This window comes from Gordoniibacillus kamchatkensis, from assembly GCF_000829455.1.
Classification (GTDB): domain Bacteria; phylum Bacillota; class Bacilli; order Paenibacillales; family NBRC-103111; genus Gordoniibacillus; species Gordoniibacillus kamchatkensis.
Map to the genome: position 1 here is coordinate 1 of NZ_JXAK01000086.1, position 20,571 is coordinate 20,571.

General features: G+C 52.1%; 15 protein-coding genes and 1 pseudogene. All 16 read right to left on the reverse strand.

Annotated features, from left to right (window positions below; genetic code table 11):
- Positions 1–137: 137 nt before the first annotated feature.
- Positions 138–1,316 (reverse strand): response regulator, encoded by a 1,179-nt coding sequence (locus tag SD70_RS29765; RefSeq protein WP_041052189.1) that lies wholly within the window; start codon positions 1,314–1,316, stop codon positions 138–140.
- Positions 1,317–1,335: 19 nt separating this feature from the next.
- Positions 1,336–3,132: a cache domain-containing sensor histidine kinase gene (locus SD70_RS29770; protein WP_041052190.1), complete on the reverse strand. Its 1,797-nt coding sequence runs from the start codon at positions 3,130–3,132 to the stop codon at positions 1,336–1,338.
- Between the two features lie 199 nt (positions 3,133–3,331).
- Positions 3,332–4,042 (reverse strand): GntR family transcriptional regulator, encoded by a 711-nt coding sequence (locus SD70_RS29775; RefSeq protein WP_041052191.1) that lies wholly within the window; start codon positions 4,040–4,042, stop codon positions 3,332–3,334.
- A gap of 62 nt (positions 4,043–4,104) precedes the next feature.
- Positions 4,105–5,094, reverse strand: a complete 990-nt coding sequence (locus tag SD70_RS29780; RefSeq protein ID WP_041052192.1) for an ABC transporter ATP-binding protein — start codon at positions 5,092–5,094, stop codon at positions 4,105–4,107.
- Positions 5,091–6,076, reverse strand: a pseudogene (locus tag SD70_RS29785) (ABC transporter ATP-binding protein). The gene SD70_RS29780 and the pseudogene SD70_RS29785 overlap by 4 nt, the downstream one beginning before the upstream one ends.
- Positions 6,077–6,100: 24 nt before the next feature.
- Positions 6,101–7,525, reverse strand: a complete 1,425-nt coding sequence (locus SD70_RS29790) for a M20/M25/M40 family metallo-hydrolase (RefSeq protein ID WP_041052193.1) — start codon at positions 7,523–7,525, stop codon at positions 6,101–6,103.
- Between the two features lie 75 nt (positions 7,526–7,600).
- On the reverse strand, positions 7,601–9,109 hold the full coding sequence (locus SD70_RS29795) for an ABC transporter substrate-binding protein (RefSeq protein ID WP_197081230.1): 1,509 nt from the start codon (positions 9,107–9,109) through the stop codon (positions 7,601–7,603).
- Positions 9,110–9,321: 212 nt separating this feature from the next.
- A complete protein-coding gene (locus SD70_RS29800) occupies positions 9,322–10,203 on the reverse strand; it encodes an ABC transporter permease (protein ID WP_041052195.1) in 882 nt (293 codons plus the stop codon).
- A gap of 12 nt (positions 10,204–10,215) precedes the next feature.
- On the reverse strand, positions 10,216–11,169 hold the full coding sequence (locus SD70_RS29805) for an ABC transporter permease (protein WP_041052196.1): 954 nt from the start codon (positions 11,167–11,169) through the stop codon (positions 10,216–10,218).
- Between the two features lie 22 nt (positions 11,170–11,191).
- Positions 11,192–12,163 (reverse strand): SIS domain-containing protein, encoded by a 972-nt coding sequence (locus SD70_RS29810; protein WP_041052197.1) that lies wholly within the window; start codon positions 12,161–12,163, stop codon positions 11,192–11,194.
- A gap of 24 nt (positions 12,164–12,187) precedes the next feature.
- On the reverse strand, positions 12,188–13,909 hold the full coding sequence (locus SD70_RS29815) for a hydantoinase B/oxoprolinase family protein (RefSeq protein WP_041052198.1): 1,722 nt from the start codon (positions 13,907–13,909) through the stop codon (positions 12,188–12,190).
- Positions 13,906–15,972: a hydantoinase/oxoprolinase family protein gene (locus tag SD70_RS29820; RefSeq protein WP_041052199.1), complete on the reverse strand. Its 2,067-nt coding sequence runs from the start codon at positions 15,970–15,972 to the stop codon at positions 13,906–13,908. The genes SD70_RS29815 and SD70_RS29820 overlap by 4 nt, the downstream gene beginning before the upstream one ends.
- Positions 15,973–15,977: 5 nt before the next feature.
- Entirely contained in the window at positions 15,978–16,895 is a 918-nt protein-coding gene (locus SD70_RS29825; RefSeq protein WP_082053762.1) for a PfkB family carbohydrate kinase, read from the reverse strand.
- Between the two features lie 260 nt (positions 16,896–17,155).
- The gene (locus tag SD70_RS29830) at positions 17,156–18,532 is read right to left on the reverse strand and encodes an ABC transporter substrate-binding protein (RefSeq protein WP_041052200.1); all 1,377 of its coding nucleotides are present in this window, start codon (positions 18,530–18,532) and stop codon (positions 17,156–17,158) included.
- Between the two features lie 73 nt (positions 18,533–18,605).
- Positions 18,606–19,394: a carbohydrate ABC transporter permease gene (locus tag SD70_RS29835; protein ID WP_052488055.1), complete on the reverse strand. Its 789-nt coding sequence runs from the start codon at positions 19,392–19,394 to the stop codon at positions 18,606–18,608.
- Between the two features lie 60 nt (positions 19,395–19,454).
- Positions 19,455–20,342 (reverse strand): carbohydrate ABC transporter permease, encoded by an 888-nt coding sequence (locus tag SD70_RS29840; RefSeq protein ID WP_082053763.1) that lies wholly within the window; start codon positions 20,340–20,342, stop codon positions 19,455–19,457.
- Positions 20,343–20,571: the final 229 nt, after the last annotated feature.

Here is a 20,571-nt window from a genome sequence, read left to right on the forward strand (position 1 = left end):
CACGATGGACACCCTTGCTCTTGGCTAGTGGTTGGCCACTACAAGCCCCCACAGCGGACTTTCACCGCCTAGTTAATCGCCATGCGTGGCGCACTAAAAGAAAACCGCTTTCCAGGAAAGCGGCTTCAACCTGATTACTATTCGATCGATGCATGTTCTCTTGCATAATCGCTTGGCGAAACTCCGACCCACCGCTTGAACAACTGGCTAAAGTAGCTTAAGTTATCGATTCCGACGGCATAGCACACCTCGTTGACCGGCTCGTTCTGCTTCAAATGCTTTTTGGCATGATCGAGCCTGATCCGGGTGACGTAAGTTTGAAAATTTTCCCCGACCTGCTGCTTGAACAGCTGACTCAAATAGCTTTTGTTCAAATGGAACTTTCGTGCGACCTCGCTTAACGAAATCTCCGGCAGTGCATAGTTCTCATGTAAATAATGGACGACCATTTTTATCGTCGGACTATATTTGTTCAGTGCATACCCGCTGGACGCAAGGAATTCGTGAATGGCCGAAATCATGTTGGCAAAGGCATTCATACATTCGTCGAACGTTGCGGCGGATTCAATTTGCCGGAACAGAGCATTCTTGTCCCGCTGCAAATCGTGTGGATTCCATCCCGCTTCATCAAGTTTATGAATGATCATATAACCTAGCTCCACCAGGCTTTTTTTCAGCTCATAGGGTTCGGGGGCTCGTCCTTGCCCGATTCTCCCGCTGACCGCTTCCCGAATCGCCTGGTACAAATCGTCCAAATCGTCTTCTTCTACGTACGGTCGTATTTCCTTCCAAAGCCAGCGATCGATCGAAAGCCTTCTATTTTGTTGCCCATCGAGCATTGACGCGTTGGTTTGAACGATGCCGCCGGGGTAAAATGGAACGCTGCGCTCGGTGGCCAGCTCCGTCTCCGGCGCATGCTCCCGGCGAGCAATTTGGTTCCTGCCGGAATATCCCGTTACTTTGCCCAAAGCGCCAAGCACTTCGTCAAAGCTCATGCTGGCCTTCAAGATGTAATCCGCAGCCCCCAATTTGAGCGATTCTTTGACGTAAGGAAAATCGCTGTAGCTGCTGAGTACGATCACTTCAATGTGCGGGTAAGAGGACTTGATGATCCGGATCAGCTCGATTCCGTCCATCCCCGGCATCTTAATATCGGTGACGACAATATCAGGCCGGAGCGTTTCGATCAACTGCAACGCTTCCTCGCCGTTCCCCGCTTCACCCGCAATGGAGTATCCGTGGGCAGGCCAGTCCGTCATATGGATAAAACCTTTTCTCAGCAGCTTTTCATCATCGACTATAAGAAGTTTTATCATCGCTTGCGCTCCCCTTCGACTACCCGGCAATTCGTTTAGGTATCGTTATCGTCACAGTCGTTCCTTGTCGCGGAGCCGAATGTACCGTAAGACCGTAGTGGCCGCCATAATTCATCTGCAGCCGTTCATGCACGTTTTTCATACCGATCCCGCTAAACTGATGGTTTTCCCGGCTTGCGTCTCCCGCCTTCCAATCGCTCATTTGGTCCGTATTCATGCCGATGCCGTTATCCGAAATTTCAATTCGGATGTCGTCCAAATAAGAGGCTGCGTACAACGTGATGACCGCCTCTCCTTCTTCTTCCGGCTTCCGTTCGAGGCCATGGAAAATCGCATTTTCGACGATGGGCTGCAGCAGAAGCTTTGGCAGCCGGCAAGGCCACAACTCCTCATCGATATATGTTCGTAAAATAATTTTTCTGGACAAACGGATTTCCTGAATATAAATATAATATTTCAAACAAGCTAGCTCTTCTCTCAATGTGATTTCGTCCTCGCTGCGCTGCACCGTCATTTGCAGCAATTTGACCAGTGCGTTAATGGTAGGCTCGATGTATTCCGTCTTGTTGACCCAAACGAGGCACTTGATCGAATTTAACGTATTGTACAAAAAATGCGGATTAATTTGCGCTTGCAAGGCATTCCATTCCGCCGCCCGTTTCTCTTCCTGATTGCGGACCAATTCATAAATGGTATGCTCCAGCTTCTTGATCATTTGCTCGTATTCCGTTGTCAATATAGCAAGCTCGTTGACTTCGTGCAGATCTTGGTTTTCCCGAATTCCCCCGCCGGTCAGCCGGTAGGCTTGAATCCGCTGGTTCAGCCTGATTAGCGGCATCGCAATCCTTCTCGATATCCAAATCGCAGCGGCGATGGAGACGGCAACAAGTGTAAGCGTCATTAAAAAAATATTGCGGGATAGGCCGTGGACCTCTTTCAACAAAGAATGGACGGAAACCTGCATGACCAGCGTCCAGCCGGTCGATTCAATATCCTTTACCGAAGTTAAGGTATTCTTCCCGTACAAGGTAGAGATGCCATTCGTACCTTTGCTGAAGGCGACCTCGTTCAAGATTTCGGCATCAGCTTTCTTCCCTACAAGCTGCCTGTTGCTATGGGTCACATAGCGGCCGTCCTGATCCAGGATGAAAAAGGTCGCATCGGCTCCGATGCTGTCGTGATAAATTCGAAACAGGCTATCTTCTTTGACGCTTAAAACAAAGAGCCCAAATTCATTGTGCGTATACGGATTGTACAATAGCTTGACCGCGTTGAAAACATTCATCTGTTCTTGATTTTTCGCAAAGCTTGCCTGCACGCCTGTCCACATGATTTGATCGGCGGCCGTGCCGAGTTTATGTTCCTTTTGGAGCTGCAGCAATCTGGCGGAGTTTTCTTCCCCGACTGTCTCATATTGAGAATAGATCAGACCGTTGTTGCCGACCAGGAACGATTCGAACTGCATCCAATCGAAGGCAAGCGACACCTGCAGCATGTTTTTCTCGACGATTGCCCTGTCGATCAGCTCTTGGTACGGATCCGTGTATCGTTTCAATAAGTAGGGCTCAAGATTCGGATTCAAATTGATCATGTTTACGACCGCCGTTACTTGATCCAGAAGCGTGCTCATATTCCGGTCGATCTGATTCATCGTTTGTTTGTTGGAATCGCTGATTTTAGCCATCAAAACTTCTTCGGAAGCTTTGAACGACATCCAGCCGATCAACGACACAGGTATAATGATGAGCCATATATAGGAAGTGATCAACCTTTTGAATAAACTTCCCGCTGTAACGGCTTTCATAATTCTATTCAACGGTATGATCACCTCGCAGCAAGTTCCTCTAGCATCTAAATATGAATTTTAACGATTTGACAACGACCTGTCGATCCTCTTTTTGCCGAAGTCCCCTCTCTTCCGCTGTCATTTTATCGTAAAGGATGCAGGATGGCTCAACGGCGTCCATCTGTGGAAAAAAAAGCCGGCGATCTCCGAATGGGATCGTCGGCTTTGTTCACACGTGCAGCTTATATTTTTCTCCGTTGATAATCTGGGTTCCCACGTATACAATATCGTTTTCTTGCCCGTATACGACGCCGTGAACGAGCAGCAGCGGACTGTTGCGGCTCACGTTCAACCAGGCGGCTTCTTCTTTGGAAGCTCTGCAAATTTCGATCGTACGCCTGGATCGGGTTATTTGAGTTCCTTTTTTCTCTTTTAAAATGGTGAACAAAGAATGATCATTCAAATTTTCTTCCAGCAAAAACGAATATTCCTTGGAGAAATAGTTTTTCTCGATCACCATGGGACTGTCATTCAGCAATCTTAATCGGGAAATATAAACGGCTTCGCTTCTGGGAGGAAGCTCCAGCTGTTCGAGAATGTCGTTGCCCGGCACGACGATCTTCGAGGCTAGCACTTGGGCGCCCGGAACGGCCCCCATCATCCGGCAAGCCTCCGAAAAACTCAAAATTTGATTCAGATCCTTCTTATATTTCGTCGTTGCAACGAATGTCCCTTTGCCCCGTCTTTTCTCCAGAAGCCCCTCGCTTCTTAGCTCATCTGTCGCCCTTCGAACGGTGATGACACTTACGTTGTATTTGCTGGCCAATTCCAGCTCGGGCAATAGCTTCTCTCCCGCCTTGATCTTGCCTTCCGTGATTTCGTTTTTTAGCTGCTCTTTTAATTGTTCATACAAGGGCTTGACGCTATTGTCGTCCAACATGATTCGATTCCCCTTTTGAGGCAAGCGTTCTTCTTCATCATACCCATTAATTTCCTCAAAGTCTAGAGACTCGTATCGACCAAGTGGCATGACACGGAATGCCCCTCTCCCATTTGTTTCAGGTATGGAGCTTGGGCCGAGCATCGATCCATCCGGTACGGACAGCGCGTGTGGAAAGGGCAGCCGGATGGCGGATTCGCCGGATTCGGCACGTCTCCTTCCAGCACGATCCGCTCTCTTTTTAGCTCAGGGTCCGGGTTCGGAATGGCCGACAACAGCGTTCTCGTATACGGATGCGAAGGATTCCGGTACAATTTGTCGCGATCTGCGATTTCGACGATTTTCCCCAAATACATGACGGCGATGCGGTCGCACAGATGATGGACAACGCTGAGATCGTGGGAGATAAACAGATACGTCAACTCGAATTTGTGCTTCAACTCTTTCATCAGGTTCAGGATCTGGGCCCGGACGGAAACGTCCAGCGCGGAGACCGGCTCGTCGCAAACGATAAGCTTCGGTTGAACGGCCAGCGCCCTCGCGATCCCGATTCGCTGTTTCTGGCCGCCCGAAAATTCATGCGGAAACCGGTTCACGTAAGCTTTATTCAAGCCGACCAACTCGAGCAATTCAATAATGCGCCGCTCCTTCTCTTCCTCCTTGGCCAGCCCGAAAATGTCCAGCGGCGCACCGAGAATTTCCCCGACGGTCATGCGGGGGTTAAGCGCCGCGCCGGAATCCTGGAAAATGATCTGCATCTCTTTTCTCATGAGCCGCATTTGTTCATGATTGTAAGAGAGGATATCTTTTCCTTCGAACACGATATTCCCGGAAGAAGGCTGTATTAACCTCAGTATGGAACGGCCCAGCGTCGATTTCCCGCACCCGCTCTCACCGACCAGCCCCAAGATTTCCCCTTTCCGGATATTCAGGTCGATGCCGTCGACCGCCTTGACGACTGGATTTTTCCGGCCCAGGAAGCCGGATTTGGAAACATAGTGCTTCTTCAGGTTTCGCACCTGCAGCAGATAGGGGGCCCCGCTCTCCGTCATGCTTCCCGTCCTCCCATCTTGTCCGTGTATAAAAAGCATCGCACCTTGCGATGATCCACCTCGTACAGTTCCGGCGTCTCCTGCCTGCACACGTCTTGCGCGTAAGGACAACGGGGAGCGAAGCGGCAGCCTTTCGGCATCTCGTACAGGCTGGGCACTGTGCCTGGAATCGTGGTCAGCTCGTCTTTCGGATCATCGATTTTGGGGAGCGAATTCATCAGGCCTTCCGTATACGGGTGAAGCGGCTTTTTATACAACGACTTGACGTCGCTGTACTCGACGACCGTTCCCGCATACATCACGATGACGGAATCTGCCATTTCCGCAACGACGCCTAGGTCGTGCGTAATCATCATAATGGAGGTGCTGAACTTTTCTTTCAGCTCTTTCATGACCTCGAGGATTTGAGCCTGAACGGTCACGTCCAACGCCGTGGTCGGTTCGTCCGCGATCAGCAGTTCCGGATTGCAGGAGAGGGCCATCGCGATCATCACCCTTTGCCGCATCCCCCCGCTCAACTCGTGCGGGTATTGATCCACCCTTTTTTCCGGCGCGGGAATCCCGACCAGCTTCAGCATGTCGATGGCGATGCTCCGGCTTGCTTCTTATCCATTTTCCGGTGGGTGCGAATCGCTTCGCCGATCTGAAAACCGACGGTATAGGCGGGGTTGAGCGAAGTCATCGGCTCTTGAAAGATCATGGATATTTCGTTGCCCCGGATTTTCGTCATCTGAAGTTCCGACATGCCGGCCAAGTCGTTGCCCTTAAATAAGACTTGGCCGTCTACGATGGATGCCTCCGGTGGCAACAATCGCAGGATCGACATCGCGGTAATGCTTTTCCCGCAGCCTGACTCTCCGACGATCCCAAGCGTCTCTCCTTTCCTGATGGCAAGATCTACGCCATCGACGGCAGGAACCCGCGTATGGGAATGATTGAAATAAGTTTTCAGGCCTTTCACTTCCAGTATATATTCGCTCATCGTCTTTCCCCACCTAAACCCGTCTTATTGTTGGCTGTTTTTCAATTCTTCGGCGACTTCCGGGAATAAGCTCAAATAATAAATCATCGATTTCTCGAAATCCAGGACACCTTTGACCGTGCAATACTCGTTGCTGGAATGCTGTCTGGAGCCGTGGCCCATACCGCCGGTAACATAAGGAAGCCCCAAAATTTTCCCGAACAAATAATAGGGAGCGGAACCCGGATTCCAGGGCCAAATTTGCGGACGCGCGCCCATCTGCTCGTACATCCGTTTCAGAGTTTGAACGGACGTCGAGTTGTATGGCACGCTGGAGGGGTAATACGACTTACCGTACTCCGTGATTTCAATGTCGCTGTAGCCGTGCTTATCGAGATGCTTTCGAATTTTACCGAGCATGTCTTCCGGATCCATGCCCGGAACGAGACGCATGTCCATTTTCACGCTTGCTTCGTGCGGCAGCAGCGTTTTCGAGCCTTCACCGATGTAACCGCCCTTGATGCCGTCGATATTGAGCGTCGGTACGGTTAGCATTTTTTTCCACAGGTCGAGGCCCTGCAAATCCCATTTGAATCGATCTACGGCGTACGCTTTCTTCCATTCCTCTTCGTCAAGCAAATCCGCCGAATTCCGGAGCGCTCCTTCCGACTCTTCGGGCAGAGGAAGGATGCCGTCATAGAAGCCTTCCACCCGGATTTCCTTCTCGTCTTCTCCGATCATCGTGGACAAAGCTTTGACCAGTCTCCAGGCAGGGTTGCCGACCCACGCGGCGAAGGCGCCGTGAATCCCTCTCTCCGTCGGTCCCCCCCAGCTTCCGCCTTTCGCCTTCAATTCGAAGCTGACGATGCCCTTCACGCCCATGAAGATCGAGGCGACCCGGTTCTCCTCCCCGAACGAAGGGAAGAACATGGCATCACACTCGGCGAACTTCGCTTTGTTGTCCTGCATAAATTCTTGCAGCGACTTCGAGGAAAGCTCTTCCTCGCCTTCGATCAGGAACACCAGGTTGACGGGGAGGTTCCCCTTCACTTTCTTATACGCTTTAATCGCGTTGAAGAAGGCGACCGTTGGACCTTTCGTGTTGACGGCGCCTCTGGCGATAATGCATTTGCCGTAATCTTTGAAGTCGTGAATCTCCGCCGCCCAAGGATCGGAAATCCAGTCGGGCTCTTCCGCGGGCAGCACATCGTACATGCTGTAGATAAGGAGCGTATAGCGTGCTCCTTCGTCAAGTTTGCCGTATACGATCGGATGTCCCGGCGTTTCGATGATCGACGACGTACCGCCAATCTCCTCGATCATTCCTTTGACAACTTCCGCCGTCTCGCGGATGCCTTCTCCCGTAGCCGAGATCGATTTGCGCCTCAGAAATTGCTGCGTCGCCTTCAAGTCGTTGTCGAAGTTATCTTCCAGGTATGCAAACACGTCTTTCAAGCCGTCTAAGTTCATTCGGAATCCCTCACATTAGATTTATTTGAAAGGCCTGTGGAACACCACGTTCCACAGGCATCCGACAATCCGGCGTTACTTGGCTAGCCGCCATTTCCAAGTCGCGAAGTTCATCCATACGAAATCTTCCATAGGAACGTTCGTCAGTCTCGCTGAATGGGCCCACAGGTTATTTTGATGGTAGAGCCAAATGTACGGTTGGTCTTGGACGAGCGCTTGCTGGTATTCGTCGTATACCGCTTTTCTTTCGTTGAAGCTGTAGAGCGAATAACCGCGGGCGGCGATGTCGTACCATTTCGAATCCTTAAGCAAGGAATAGTTGCGCGGATCGCCCGGTTTCATAATAACGCTGCTTTCGCCAGGATCGATATTGCTTCCTCCACCGAGGAGACCGAGGTCGGATTTTCCGTTTTTCAGCATCGAGAGGAGCGTGGCAAAATCGTACGTCTGGATCTTGATTTTGACCCCGATCGCTGCCAAATCCTGTTGGATCAAGAGCGCCGACTGCTCCCGGACCTGGTTGCCCTGCGGAACGATCATCAGATATTCTTTGTTAAAATCAAATCCCGCTTCCGCCAGCATTTTTTTCGCTTCGTCAGGTTTGTACTCGTTCGGTTTGAGCTTCGCGTTGTAATAAGGATGATAGGACGGCATCGGGCCAACCGCTACGGTTCCTTCGCCCTTCATGAGTTTATCGACAATCAGCTTCTTGTTGATCGCCATGTCGAAAGCCGTTCTGACCTTCGCATCCTGGAAAGTTTTGTTCGAAAAGTTGAACAGCATGTACTGGTATGAAAAATCCGGGACCGAAGCGGCGACGATCGATGAGTTGCTCTTGACCGTTTCCCAATCCGACAGCGGGATGCTGCCCATCGCGACGACATCGATATCGCCGTTGATCAGACCCGCGGTCAGATTCGTGGCCGGCACGACGCGTACGACCAAGGTTTTGAAGCTTGGGCTGCCTTGATAGTAGTCGGTGAACGCTTCGAGCTGAAGCGATTCGCCGGGGACTTGATTGACGAATTTGAACGGACCTGCACCAACGGGAGCTTTCCAAAAATCGGATTTATTGATGGAGGATACGTCGCCTTTGCCGAGAATATGCTCGGGAAGCACGTACAGGAAGCTCAAGAAGGCGCTCAGGATCGTGTCTTCGGCTTTCGGTTCCTTGAACGTGAACTTAACCTCCGTATCGCTGACCGCTTCCACGCCCAAGCTATCCGGGTTCTGCGCGACCCCATTTTGGTCGGTTCCCGCCAGCACGTTGAACGCCGAACGGTAGTAGTTATCGACTGCCGGATTGGTCATCGCTTTGACGGTAAAGACGATATCTTTCGCCGTGAGCGGTTGTCCGTCGTGCCATTTGACGTTGCCGGCCAACTGGAACGTCATGGACTTGTAATCGGCAGCCATCTTCCAAGACTTGGCCAGACGGGGGGCAATCTTGCCGTCATGCTCGCGGTAGACGAGACGCTCGAACAGCTGGTCGGCAACAACATTCCCGTAATTCCCCGAGGTGTTGTAAATATTGAGCGTGTTCCAGGTGGAAATAACCGCCATCGTGACCGTAGTATTTGCCACCGCGTTTCCATTGCTTGCCTTGTCAGGACCACTCGCCTGGCTCGTATTGCCCGGTGCGGCATTCGGTGATTTTTCGTTTGTCCCGGAATTACAGCCGAATAGTACGACCGAGACCGCGAGCAGCAGGACCATTACCGTAAGAAGTTTCCTTTTCACACGTATTCTCCCTTTTCTCTTAATTTATATAGCAGTATCGTCAAATACTGTATATATCACGTGCGGATCTTCGTCTTTGGATCCAGTGCGTCCCTCAAGCCGTTGCCGACGAAGTTCATCGACAGGATCGTGAGTACCAGGAAGAGTCCGGGAGGCAGCCAAATCCAAATTTTCTTGGACAGGATGGTGATCGATTGCGCATTGTAAAGCATGTTCCCCCAGGAAGCAGCCGGAGGCTGTACGCCAAGTCCCAGGAAGCTTAACGAGGATTCGATAATGATCGCCGAAGCGATGCGAAACGTGATTTGGATCAGAATCGGCGCAATAGCGTTCGGCAATATATATTTCAGGAGGATCGTCCTCTGCTTCTCGCCGATCGCTACCGCCCCTTCGATGTAATCCTTCTCTCGGATGCTGAGCACGGTTCCGAACATGAGCCTGGCGAAGAAAGGCCAGCCCAATACGCCGATTACGACGGTTACGGTAAAGATTGAAGGACCGAAGATGGACACCAGAAACAGGATTAGAATGATATTAGGAAACGAGAGAAAGATATCCGCCAGTCTCATCGTGACCGTTTCGAATTTTCCTCGGAAGTAAGCGGCCATCAGGCCCAAAGGGATGCCTATCGCGACGCTGAGCATCGTGGAGACGATCCCGACGAATAAGGAAATTCGCCCTCCGTACAGGAGCCTGCTAAGCACGTCCCGGCCAACATCGTCGGTTCCGAGCAGATGCTTGCCGTCCGGGGACGCGCCGAAAGCGAGCGGGTCGATTTGTTCTTGGCTGAACGGCAGGAACGGCGGGATGATCGTCACGATAAGGGCTATCAGGATCAACGCGAATAAGCCTGCTACAGCCAATCTGTTGTGGCCGAATCGTTGCATGAAATTCAGGAAGAGCGTCTTTTTTCTGCTGTTCGTTTTCGCTTTCGCCATACCGATCGCCACCTAGTCGTAACGAATCCTCGGATCCAACAATCCATAGATCAGATCCGTAATGATGTTAAATACCAATACCGCCAATGCGACGATAACCGTGATGCCCATGACGACGGGATAATCCCGGGAAAAGATGGACTGGATCATCAGCTTGCCGATCCCTGGCCAAGAGAATACTTGCTCCGTGACGACCGCTCCCCCGAGCATGAGCGGAATCTCCATGCCCAAGTAGGTCACGACGGGAATCAAGGAGTTTCTCAGCACGTGCCGGACCACCACGTTTCTTTCTTTCAGCCCTTTCGCTTTCGCGGTTCGCACGTAATCCTCCCGCATCACTTCAAGCATGCTGCTTCTCGTGAACTGAATGAGCGTGCCTATCATGTGGAACGATAAGACGAGACCCGGCATGATCAAGTGCTGCAATAGCGAGAGGAGGTTATTTTCCTCTCCGATCTTGTACATGCCTCCGATCGGCAATATTTTCAGTTGCACCGAAAAGACGTACAACAGCACCAAGGCGATGAAGAAGCTCGGAGTGGACGTCGCCAAGAACGAAAATACGGCGGCGATATGGTCCCAAATCTTGTTCTGGCGCCTGGCTGATTGGACACCGAGAGGGATTGCGATCAGACAGGCAATGACGACGGAGACCAAAACCAGGATCGATGTCGCCCCCAATCCTTTGAAGACCATGTCCGTTACCGCTTCCATGGTCCGGTACGATTTGCCGAAATTGCCTAATACCAAATGGCCCAGCCATGAAAAATACTGAACGTAGATCGGTTGATTGAGCCCGAGCTTCTCTCCCTGCCTGGCGATTTCCGCTGCGGAGATGTTCTGGTTGCTTAGCAATAGCTCGAGTGGGCTGCCCGCTGACAAGTACGAGACGACGAAAACCAGGACGGTAATTCCGAGAAAGGTCGGCAATGCGATGAGCAGCCGTCTGATGACGTATCTTTTCATTTCCTTCGCACCTACATTCGGGTTAATATTCCACCTTCCACATGTATCTTCGCCTGTCCATCGAATGGTTTCTCAGTTCGGCCATGCGGGATACCATGTCCCTTTCAACGGGAATCATGACGGCGGATTGGAAATATTCCGCCACGCGGTCGTCGATGATGTTGATTCCCAGCTCTTTCGCATCGATGACCGTCACTCTCTGCGCGTACTTATGAAGGAAGGTCAACGCTCTCTCGTCGAGCGGGCGCGTTCTTCCTTCCGAGAGAAAGAGAATGATCGGCAAATTTTTGTCGGTTGTCTCGAACGGTCCGTGAAAATATTCCCCCGAGTGCATGGGGACCGCATGTTTCCACTGCATCTCCATGAAGTGGCAGTAACTCATCGTATAAGCCGTGCTGTAAGCCGGACCACTCGCCATTACGTAAAATACTTCGTCGTCTTTGTATTCCTCCGCGAACTTCGCAGCAATTCTTTGTATGTATTTCCGGGCGTTCTTGACGATATGGTCGATTTTCGAGAACGCATCGATTGCAGCGTCGTAGTGGGCGTATCCTTCAAATTGGTGAAGGATTTCGAAGCCGATCCGAAGCGCGGACGATTGATTGCTCTGGCTATAGACCTGATTGCTCCCGTTCGAATAGACGACGGTGTACTTCCCGTTTTTCGCCATATCCGTCGTAGGGAAACCTGTCATTGCGATCGTGTGCGCTCCCCTTTCGTTCGCCACCTGCACGGCTTTCACCGTCTCTGCCGTCGCGTTGAGCGAACAAAGGACCACGATGCATCTTTCATCAAGCATCGCGGGAGTCGCGTGAACGAACTCGTTGCTGTTGCCGATGGAAGTACCGAACGTTCTCGCTTCTCTCGAAAGAAGATAATGCCCGCTGAAGATAGCGGCTTGGGAACCGCCACAGGCCACGAAAAAGACATGTTTCAGGCCGCCGCTCTTATCCAAGTTTTCTTTAATGTCTCTAATGATCTCTTTAATTTCCATGGTTTCCTCCATCTCGGTGATCGCTTAAGATTCGACGATTTCGTATCCGCTCTCCGTCGGTCGGATCTTGACGCCGTACGCTTGTTCCGCCTGACGAATGCTGACTTTTCGCTCGGTTACGTCCCGCAGAACGTCCCGCGGGTTTCTTTCGCCGGGATTTCCGTAGCCGCCTGCTCCCGGAGTGTGGATCGTAATCCGATCGCCTTGGTTAAGCGGGATTTCCGTGCATTTGGACGGAAGCTTCTGAACGGTGCCGTCTTTTCGGGTCAACTTGTACGAGCCGGCGGCGCCGTCCGCACCCCCGTTCAAGCCCCAGGGCAGGAACTTTTGCCTGTCGCCCAAGCCGGTAAAGCTGACGTTGTCGAAACGGGCCTCGAACTCTCTGCGGATGCCGAGTCCCCCGCGATGCCGGCCGGCACCGCCGCTGTCTTCGATCAACGAATATTCGCGAACGATGACGAGCGGAAATTCCATCTCCAGCGCCTCGATCGGCAAATTGGACGTATTCGTCAGATGCACCTGCACTCCGCTCAGTCCGTCCGCATCCCGGCTCGCCCCCGAGCCGCCCGCGATCGTCTCCAGGTAAACGTAAAATTGATCCGGGCCATGCGGATCGTAACCGCTGAACACCGCCGTCGTGCAGGAACTGTTACAGCCGGCGATCGCCCTTTCCGGAACGACGGGAGCCATGGCACCGAAGATGACGTCGGCCACGCGCATGCACGTATCGATCCGGGCGCCGACAGGCGCGGGGTTCCGGGCGTTGATGATGAGTCCGGGTTCGACCTTGATGCTGAAGGCGCGGTAAATGCCGGCATTGGAATAAATCTCCGGATCGATCAACGACTTGATGGAATAAAACACCGTTGCCAACAGGCCGTTATAAGTCACGTTGATCGGACCGTTGACTTGCGGATGGGAACCGGCAAAATCCAATTCCATCGCATCCCCTTGAATCGTAATTCGCACCGACAGCTTGATCGGATCCGGACTCGCCGCCCCGGCGTCGTCCATATAATCGGTAAATTCGTACACCCCGTCCGGAAGCTTGCCAATCCCCGCTTTCAACCTCCGCTCCGCGTAATTTTGAAGCTCGTACATGCTGTCCACAAGCAGGTCCCCGTATTGCTCGTACGCTTCCAGCAGCCGCCGGATCCCGACCCGGTTGGATGCGATCTGCGCATGGAGATCGCCATAGCGTTCCTCCGGAATCCGGCTGTTGGTCATAATGAAATCCACAATCTCTTCATTCACATGGTGCTCGCGGCAAATTTTCGAAATCGGGATTTTGATCCCTTCCTGATAAATGCTGACCGCGTCCCCCGAGGTGGAACCGGGCACCTTCCCGCCCACGTCGCTGTGGTGTGCGAGATTGGCCACCCAGCCGATAAGCTTCTCCTTGGCAAATACCGGAGCGACAATTGTAATGTCCGGAAGATGGGTTCCGCCTCCGTTATAGGGATCGTTGCCGATGAACATGTCTCCGGGACGGATCCGATCGCGCGGATATTTCTTGTACACTTCCTCCACGATGCTCAGCAGCGACCCGAGGTGCATCGGAACATGCTCCGCTTGGGCTACCAGATTGCCTTCCGGATCGAACACCGCCGTGGAAATGTCGCGGCGTTCTTTGATATTTGTCGAATATGCGCTCTTGATGATGGAAATCCCGATTTCCTCGGCAATCGTCAGCAGCAGATTACCGACGATTTCGACGGTCACGGCATCCACTTTCGCCTGAATCATTCCCCGATCCCCTCCTGGTAAGTGACTCTTATGTTGCTATATTCGTCCATGTAAGCGTGCCACCTAGGAGGAATGACGGTCGTCGAATCCATTTGTTCGATAATGGCCGGACCTTGAACCGTGCAGCCGACGGGAATCTCCGATCTGTGGTAGACGTTCGTCTGTATCCTGGATTTCTCGCCTTCGAACAACACGCTGCGCACTTCCATAGGCTCAGGCAGCTTCGCATCCGGCACTATTTCCTTGGCGGCGAGATGGGGCTTGTCTATCACGCCGATGGCGCTGACCCGATAGTTGACCATCTGGATCTTCTTGTTCGGATTGTAATAGCCGTACAGCTTTTCATGTTCGGCGTGGAACGTTTCGATCATCTTGTCCAAAGCCTGCTCCGTCAGATTCGCATCGATTGGAATTGGAATCTCGTAGTTCTGTTTCTCATACCTGCATTCGACTGTGCACTGAAAATAACGTTCCTCTTCGCCGATCTTCTCTTTGTCCAAAAAGGCGCTTCCCTCTTGGATCATCCGGGCGAACCATTCCTTTACCGCCGGCAAATTGTCGCGGCTGGCGATCATCACTCTGGAGAAGCTGATATCAAACTTCGTATCCGCCATCAGCAAGCCAAGCGAGCAAAGCGTGCCGGGGGACGGCGGGATCAATACGCGCCGGATCCCCATTTTTTGAGCCACCTCGCAAGCATGGAGCGGTCCTGCGCCGCCGAAAGCCATCAAAGTGAATTCGCGCGGATCGTATCCCTTTTCGACCGATACGACTCGGATAGCTCGGATCATATTGGAATTGACGACCGAGATGAAACCGGCTGCCGCTTCGTCGAGACTAAGTCCCGACTTCTCGCAGATGTGGCCGATGATCGCGTTCTCGGCCAACCGGGCGTCAATTTCCATTCGACCGCCCAGGATTCGGATAGGGTTTAATTTCCCCAATACTACGTTGGCGTCCGTCACCGTGGGGAGTTCTCCCCCCCGCTTGTAGCACGCCGGTCCCGGCATGGCTCCGGCGCTGCGAGGTCCTACTTTGAGCGCTCCGCCTTCGTCTATTCTTCCGATGGAACCGCCGCCGGCACCCACCGTTGCGATGTCGATCATCGGAATTCGGGCCGGGTAACCTTCGATGAGCCGTTCGTTGGAGATTTGCGGAATGCCGCTGTCGATCAAGCTTACGTCAATGCTCGTTCCGCCCATATCGAAAGTGATCAGGCGGTCGATGCCGCACTGCCGGGCAATGAAATTGGCGCCAATGACGCCCGCGCTCGGTCCGGATACGGCCGTCTTGATCGGGCTGTCGATCGTCTCGGCAATCGAGATGACGGAGCCGTTCGATTGGGTCACGTAGGGCTCGGCTTCGATCCCTGCGCCGGCGATCGACTTTCCGAAACGGTCGACGTACTTTTTCATGACCGGACCAAGATATGTATTGAGCACCGTCGTGCTCATCCGGGAGTATTCCCGGAACTCGGGAACGAGTTGGGACGATAAGGTGATATACGCATCGGGACATTCTTGAAGGATGATTTCCTCGATCAACCGCTCGTGCGCCGGATTAATAAAAGAGAATAACGTGCACACCGCGAATCCTGCCGCGCCTTTCGCCTTCAATTCGCGGACGGCGGCTCTCACTTCGCCTTCGTCGATGGCTGTTTCTACCGTTCCGTCGTACAGGATTCTCTCCGTCACTTCGCTGATCATCCCGGGCTCTATCAGGCTCGGCGGCTTCTTTTTCAGAAGGTCGTACAGTGACGGCCTTTTCTGCCAGCCGATTTCCATCAAATCTTTAAATCCTTTAGTCGTGATTAAGCCAATCTTGGCGCCTTTCTTTTCGATCAACGCATTGGTGGCGACCGTCGTTCCGTGGGCCAAGTAGCTGACGTCGGCCGGTTGGATCGCGTGCTCGGTCAAAATATGCAGGATTCCGTCGACAATCGCCCTGGACGGATCGTCCGGCGTCGAACTGTGCTTGAAATGCGTCAACTTGGCGTTCTTCTTATCGAACAAAGAAAAATCGGTAAAGGTCCCGCCAACGTCTACTCCGATCATATAGCTCATCTGTGTCACCCGTTTTCCTTTTTGGTTGCTGTAACGTTCGATATGTACGTTTCCAGAGTTGCGGGAATTTTCGTTCCATAACCGAAAGCTCCTTTTTCGAGACAGCTTTGAGCCGCGAATGCCGAAGCGCAATCCAGCGCTTGCCGGTATGCGGTCTCCCGATCTGCGGAATTCGCCGTCTTGGCGTTCCCGCCGGTTTGACGCAAATAGTCGACGAGAAATCCGGCCGCGAAGGAGTCGCCTGCGCCTAAAGTATCCACCGCATCGACATATTGCGCCTTCTGGAATACGGTCCGTTCCCCGTCATCAAGCAGAGCGCCTTCGCTTCCCATGGTGGCAATCACCACTTGGCAGCCTGACGAACGGATTCGCGCGCAGACTTCCTCCACTTCCTTCTTGGTCATATCGCTGCAAGAGAGGAAGCCGTACGTCAAATAAGGAGACAAGCGTTGGGTAGTGCTCCAATCCGTCCAACTTTTCGAGAAGTCGTAGGAGATCGGTACGCCCAGCTCGTAAACCGCCGGGATCTGGTCCTGGAAGTAGCTGTTATTGCTCGTATGGACCAAATCGAACCCTTGAACATACGCTTTGTCCCGATCATCGAGCCGAATGGGGCGTTCTTTCAAAATTCCGCCACGGTTGCTCCCGATAAACATACGGTCCCCGTTCTCCAAACGGACAAGCGCGTAACCGTTTTCACCTTCGTAAGTACGGCAATAGGAGCGATCAATTCCTATTACATCCAGCGTATGAATGATATGCCGGGCGACATCGTCGTTCCCGAAGACGCCCATATAGGCCGCTTGCGCCCCCAGCTTCTTGGCGTACACGGCAAAATTGAGCGCTTGTCCTCCCGGATACATCTCGCCTGAGTCCACATAGATATCACATACGTTGTCCCCGATGCCGATTACCTTGATCATAAATCAAACCCTTTCACTGCAGTTATATAAACCTATTATAACTTATATATACTTATATCGTCTTGTATTGAATTTAATATAGTTTTAACAATCTGTCAATACGGTTTTATCTAATATCGACATGAATCGACTAGCCGATGATCGGTACATTTCGGAGAAGATCGTCGCGGAAAAGCCCCTCTCCGGTAAATGACAAAAAAACGGTCCTTTAGCAGCGCTAAAGCGACCGTTGGCGAAATAGCATTCTTATTTGCTGCGCGTTACTTCTTGCTGTTTTTTTGGATGACCTCCTCTACTTTTTTCTTTGCGTTCTTCAGCGTCGTCTCCAAATCTTGTTCGCCGAGATTGAATTTATCCACTTCGCTGGCGTAAGCTTTGTCCGCTTCATCCTGATACGCCGGCGGGATGTACAGCTTTTGCGGAATCGAGTTTTTCATCGTGGCCAGGAGGGATTCCTTGTCGACCATATCCGGCGTTTTCGTGCCGCCTATCAAGTTGTCGATAATTTTGTTCAAGTCCGCTTTTTTCCAGGAAGAAAGGTACTTGCCTTGCAGCTGAATTCCTTCCGTTGTATACCAGCGGATGAACTGATACGCTTCCTGTTTATGGGCCGACCTCGCAAATACGGACAACATGTCGCTGCCGGCAGTTGTTGTCGTCGGATCGCTCTTGTTCACCTTCGGATACGGCGCGAACACGGATTTGAATGTAGCAGGCACTTTGTCGGTGCCGCCGGCTTCGGGAATCATATAATCCCCGGTCAGCAGCATGCTTGTTTTTTGGCTGAAATACAGCGGGCGATAGTTCAGCTTCTGGCTGGCCGTCTCCGCGTACGGGAACGCCGATTTGTCGATTTGTTCCATCTGCTTGCGGATTTCCAGCGACTTGCGAATAAGCGGGTTATCCATGTTGGAGGAGCCGTCGCTCTTGACCAGGTTCGGATCATCCATCTGATTGGCAAGGGCCATAATGTTATATGTCGGGAAAATATAGAAGAAAGTGCCGTAACGCTTATTCGCACCCTCGCCCTTGGTCAGCTTCTTCGCGTAGTCCATGAACTCGTCCCATGTCCAATCTTTCGGAATCGGAAGCTTCGCCTCGTCCAGATGATCTTTGTTCAGCATAACGAAGAACGTGACTTTCTTGCCCGGCAGTCCGTAAGTTTTACCGCCGATGGCAGGATCGATCAAGTATTCGTCGCTCACTTTGTATCCGTCTTTGGCGATATAGGAATCGAGCGGCTCCATCATGTTGAGGCCTACCCGCTGTGCATAATACGTAGCGCTGCTGAACATCATTACATCGATTTGATCTCCGGAAGCGGCCGCCAGATCGAGCTTCTTCAAGTACTCCGTGCTGTTGTTGTCGCCGGCGGTGACCGCCTCGACTTTGATGTTCGGATATTTTTGATTAAACGCCTTGAACACCGCATCCCAATTATCCTGCTGCACGTTGTACCACATATGCAGCTTTAACGTGACAGGTGCGGCAGCGGGAGCGGATGCGGAGCCGGATGCAGGAGCGCCCGAGCCTTGCGGCTTGGCCGCCGGCTCGTTGTTCGTGCCGCCGCCGCAGGCGCTTAGCAATCCGGCCAGCAAGGAAGCGATGCCGAAACTGAAAACCCATTTCTTCAACATATAATCATCCCCTTGTTTGTTGGTAACTTATGTACTTCTTCAATAATCCCACGTCCTGTAACCCCTTAATCCCTCATCCTTTAACACCCCCCATCGAAATTCCTTCGATGACGTTCTTCTGGCCTATCACAAATATCACCAGCAGCGGAATAATGGCGGATACCGCCGCAGCCATAATGAGCGAATAAAACTCCCCGTTCATATCGGCAAATTTGCGGATGCCGAGCTGCAGCGTAAAGAGCTCCTCGGAGCGGAGAAAAATGAGCGGGTTCTGATAATCGTTCCATGTCCATATAAAGCGAAGAATGGCGTAGGTCGCGAGCGCCGGCCTGACGAGCGGCACGGCGATGCCGGTGAAGATGCGGAAATGTCCCGCTCCGTCAATCCTCGCCGATTCGATGTAATCGTTATGAATGCTGAGAAAAAACTGGCGCAGCAGAAAGGTGCCGATCACGCTGAAGCAGTTGAGAAGAATAAGCCCCGCATGGTTATTAAACAGTCCCAGCCAGCGGTACAGTAAAAATTGGGGGACGAGGATCGCCTGGCTCGGCACCATGAAGGTAACCAGCACGAGCAGAAACAGCGCCTCCCGCCCTTTGAACCTCACTTTGGAGAAGCCGTAGGCGGCCATGCTGGACACGGTGACGGAAATCGCCGTAGTCAGCACGGTAACTTTGATCGAATTCCAGTAATAGAGTGCAAACGGATAGTCGCCGGCCCATACCTGTCTATAATTTTGCGCAGCGTGCCACGTCTTCGGAATCCACTGAATCGGGTACGTGAACACTTCCAATTCCGGCTTTAACGAAGCGGATATCATCCACAGGAAGGGGAGCATAAACAAAATACCGATGGCGCCCATGACGGCGGTAAATACGACTTTGGCAGGCTGGATCGTTCGCAACGGACATGTCCCCTTTCTTTAATAATTCACCCATTTTTTTTGCCCGACCCACTGCAGCAGCGTGATGAACAGGACAAAGATCAGCAGGAATACAGCCATAGCAGACGCATATCCGGTCTTCAACTGAATAAACGCCGACTGGTATAAGTAATACACGATGACCGAAGTTGAATTGGCCGGTCCGCCGGCGGTTAACACGGCAATCAGATCGAATACTTTAAACGTTCCGATTATGCCCGTAACAAGGAGAAAGAACGAGGTCGGCGAAAGCATCGGCAAAGTCACGCTGCGGAACTTTTGCCAGCCGCTTGCTCCATCGATATCGGCAGCCTCAAACAGGTCTCTGGGAATATTTTGCAGAGCCGCGAGGTATATAATCAGGCTGAAGCCAATTTGCGTCCAAACCATAATCATCATGACCGATAGCAGCGCAAAGTGCGTGTCCGCAAGCCACTTGGGCAAATGTTCGACGCCGACGGTCTGGAGAAAGTGATTCACCGGACCGTAGCTGGGATGAAGCAGCACTTGCCACACTGCCGCTACCGCTACGATGCTGGAAATGTAGGGCATGAAGTAAATCACTTTGAAGAAATCTTTCCAGTACACTTTATTGTTCAGGACGATCGCCAATAGAAGAGCGAGCAGCATCGTGGCGGGTACGACGATCAGCAGCAGCATATTGTTGCCGAAAGATTTCAGAAACACCTCGTCGTGGAGAAGCGCCGCGAAATTTTGCAGGCCGACGAATTTCACCTTGTCTAGTCCGCTGACGAAGTTCCAGTCCACTAAACTTAGCAGAAGTCCTGCGATCATCGGAATAATCGTAAGCACCGTGATCCCGATCATCATGGGCCCGATAAATACGTATCCCGTCAACGTTTCCAGCCATTTTCTGCGCGCAGCCATGCGTGAGCCCCCCCTTGTGTGAAAGCGGATACATTTGACATAAATTTAAGATAATTGCGATAAATAAGCATCCAACTATTTTTGCGGATTGCGAAATATTTTTGCTGATCGTTTCGCGGCTCCGGTAACGAATCGGGTAGGAGGCTACCCATTAGTTGAGTAGCCGACCTCCCACACCACCGTACGTACCGTTCGGTATACGGCGGTTCCTTAGTTCACGCAGTTACTT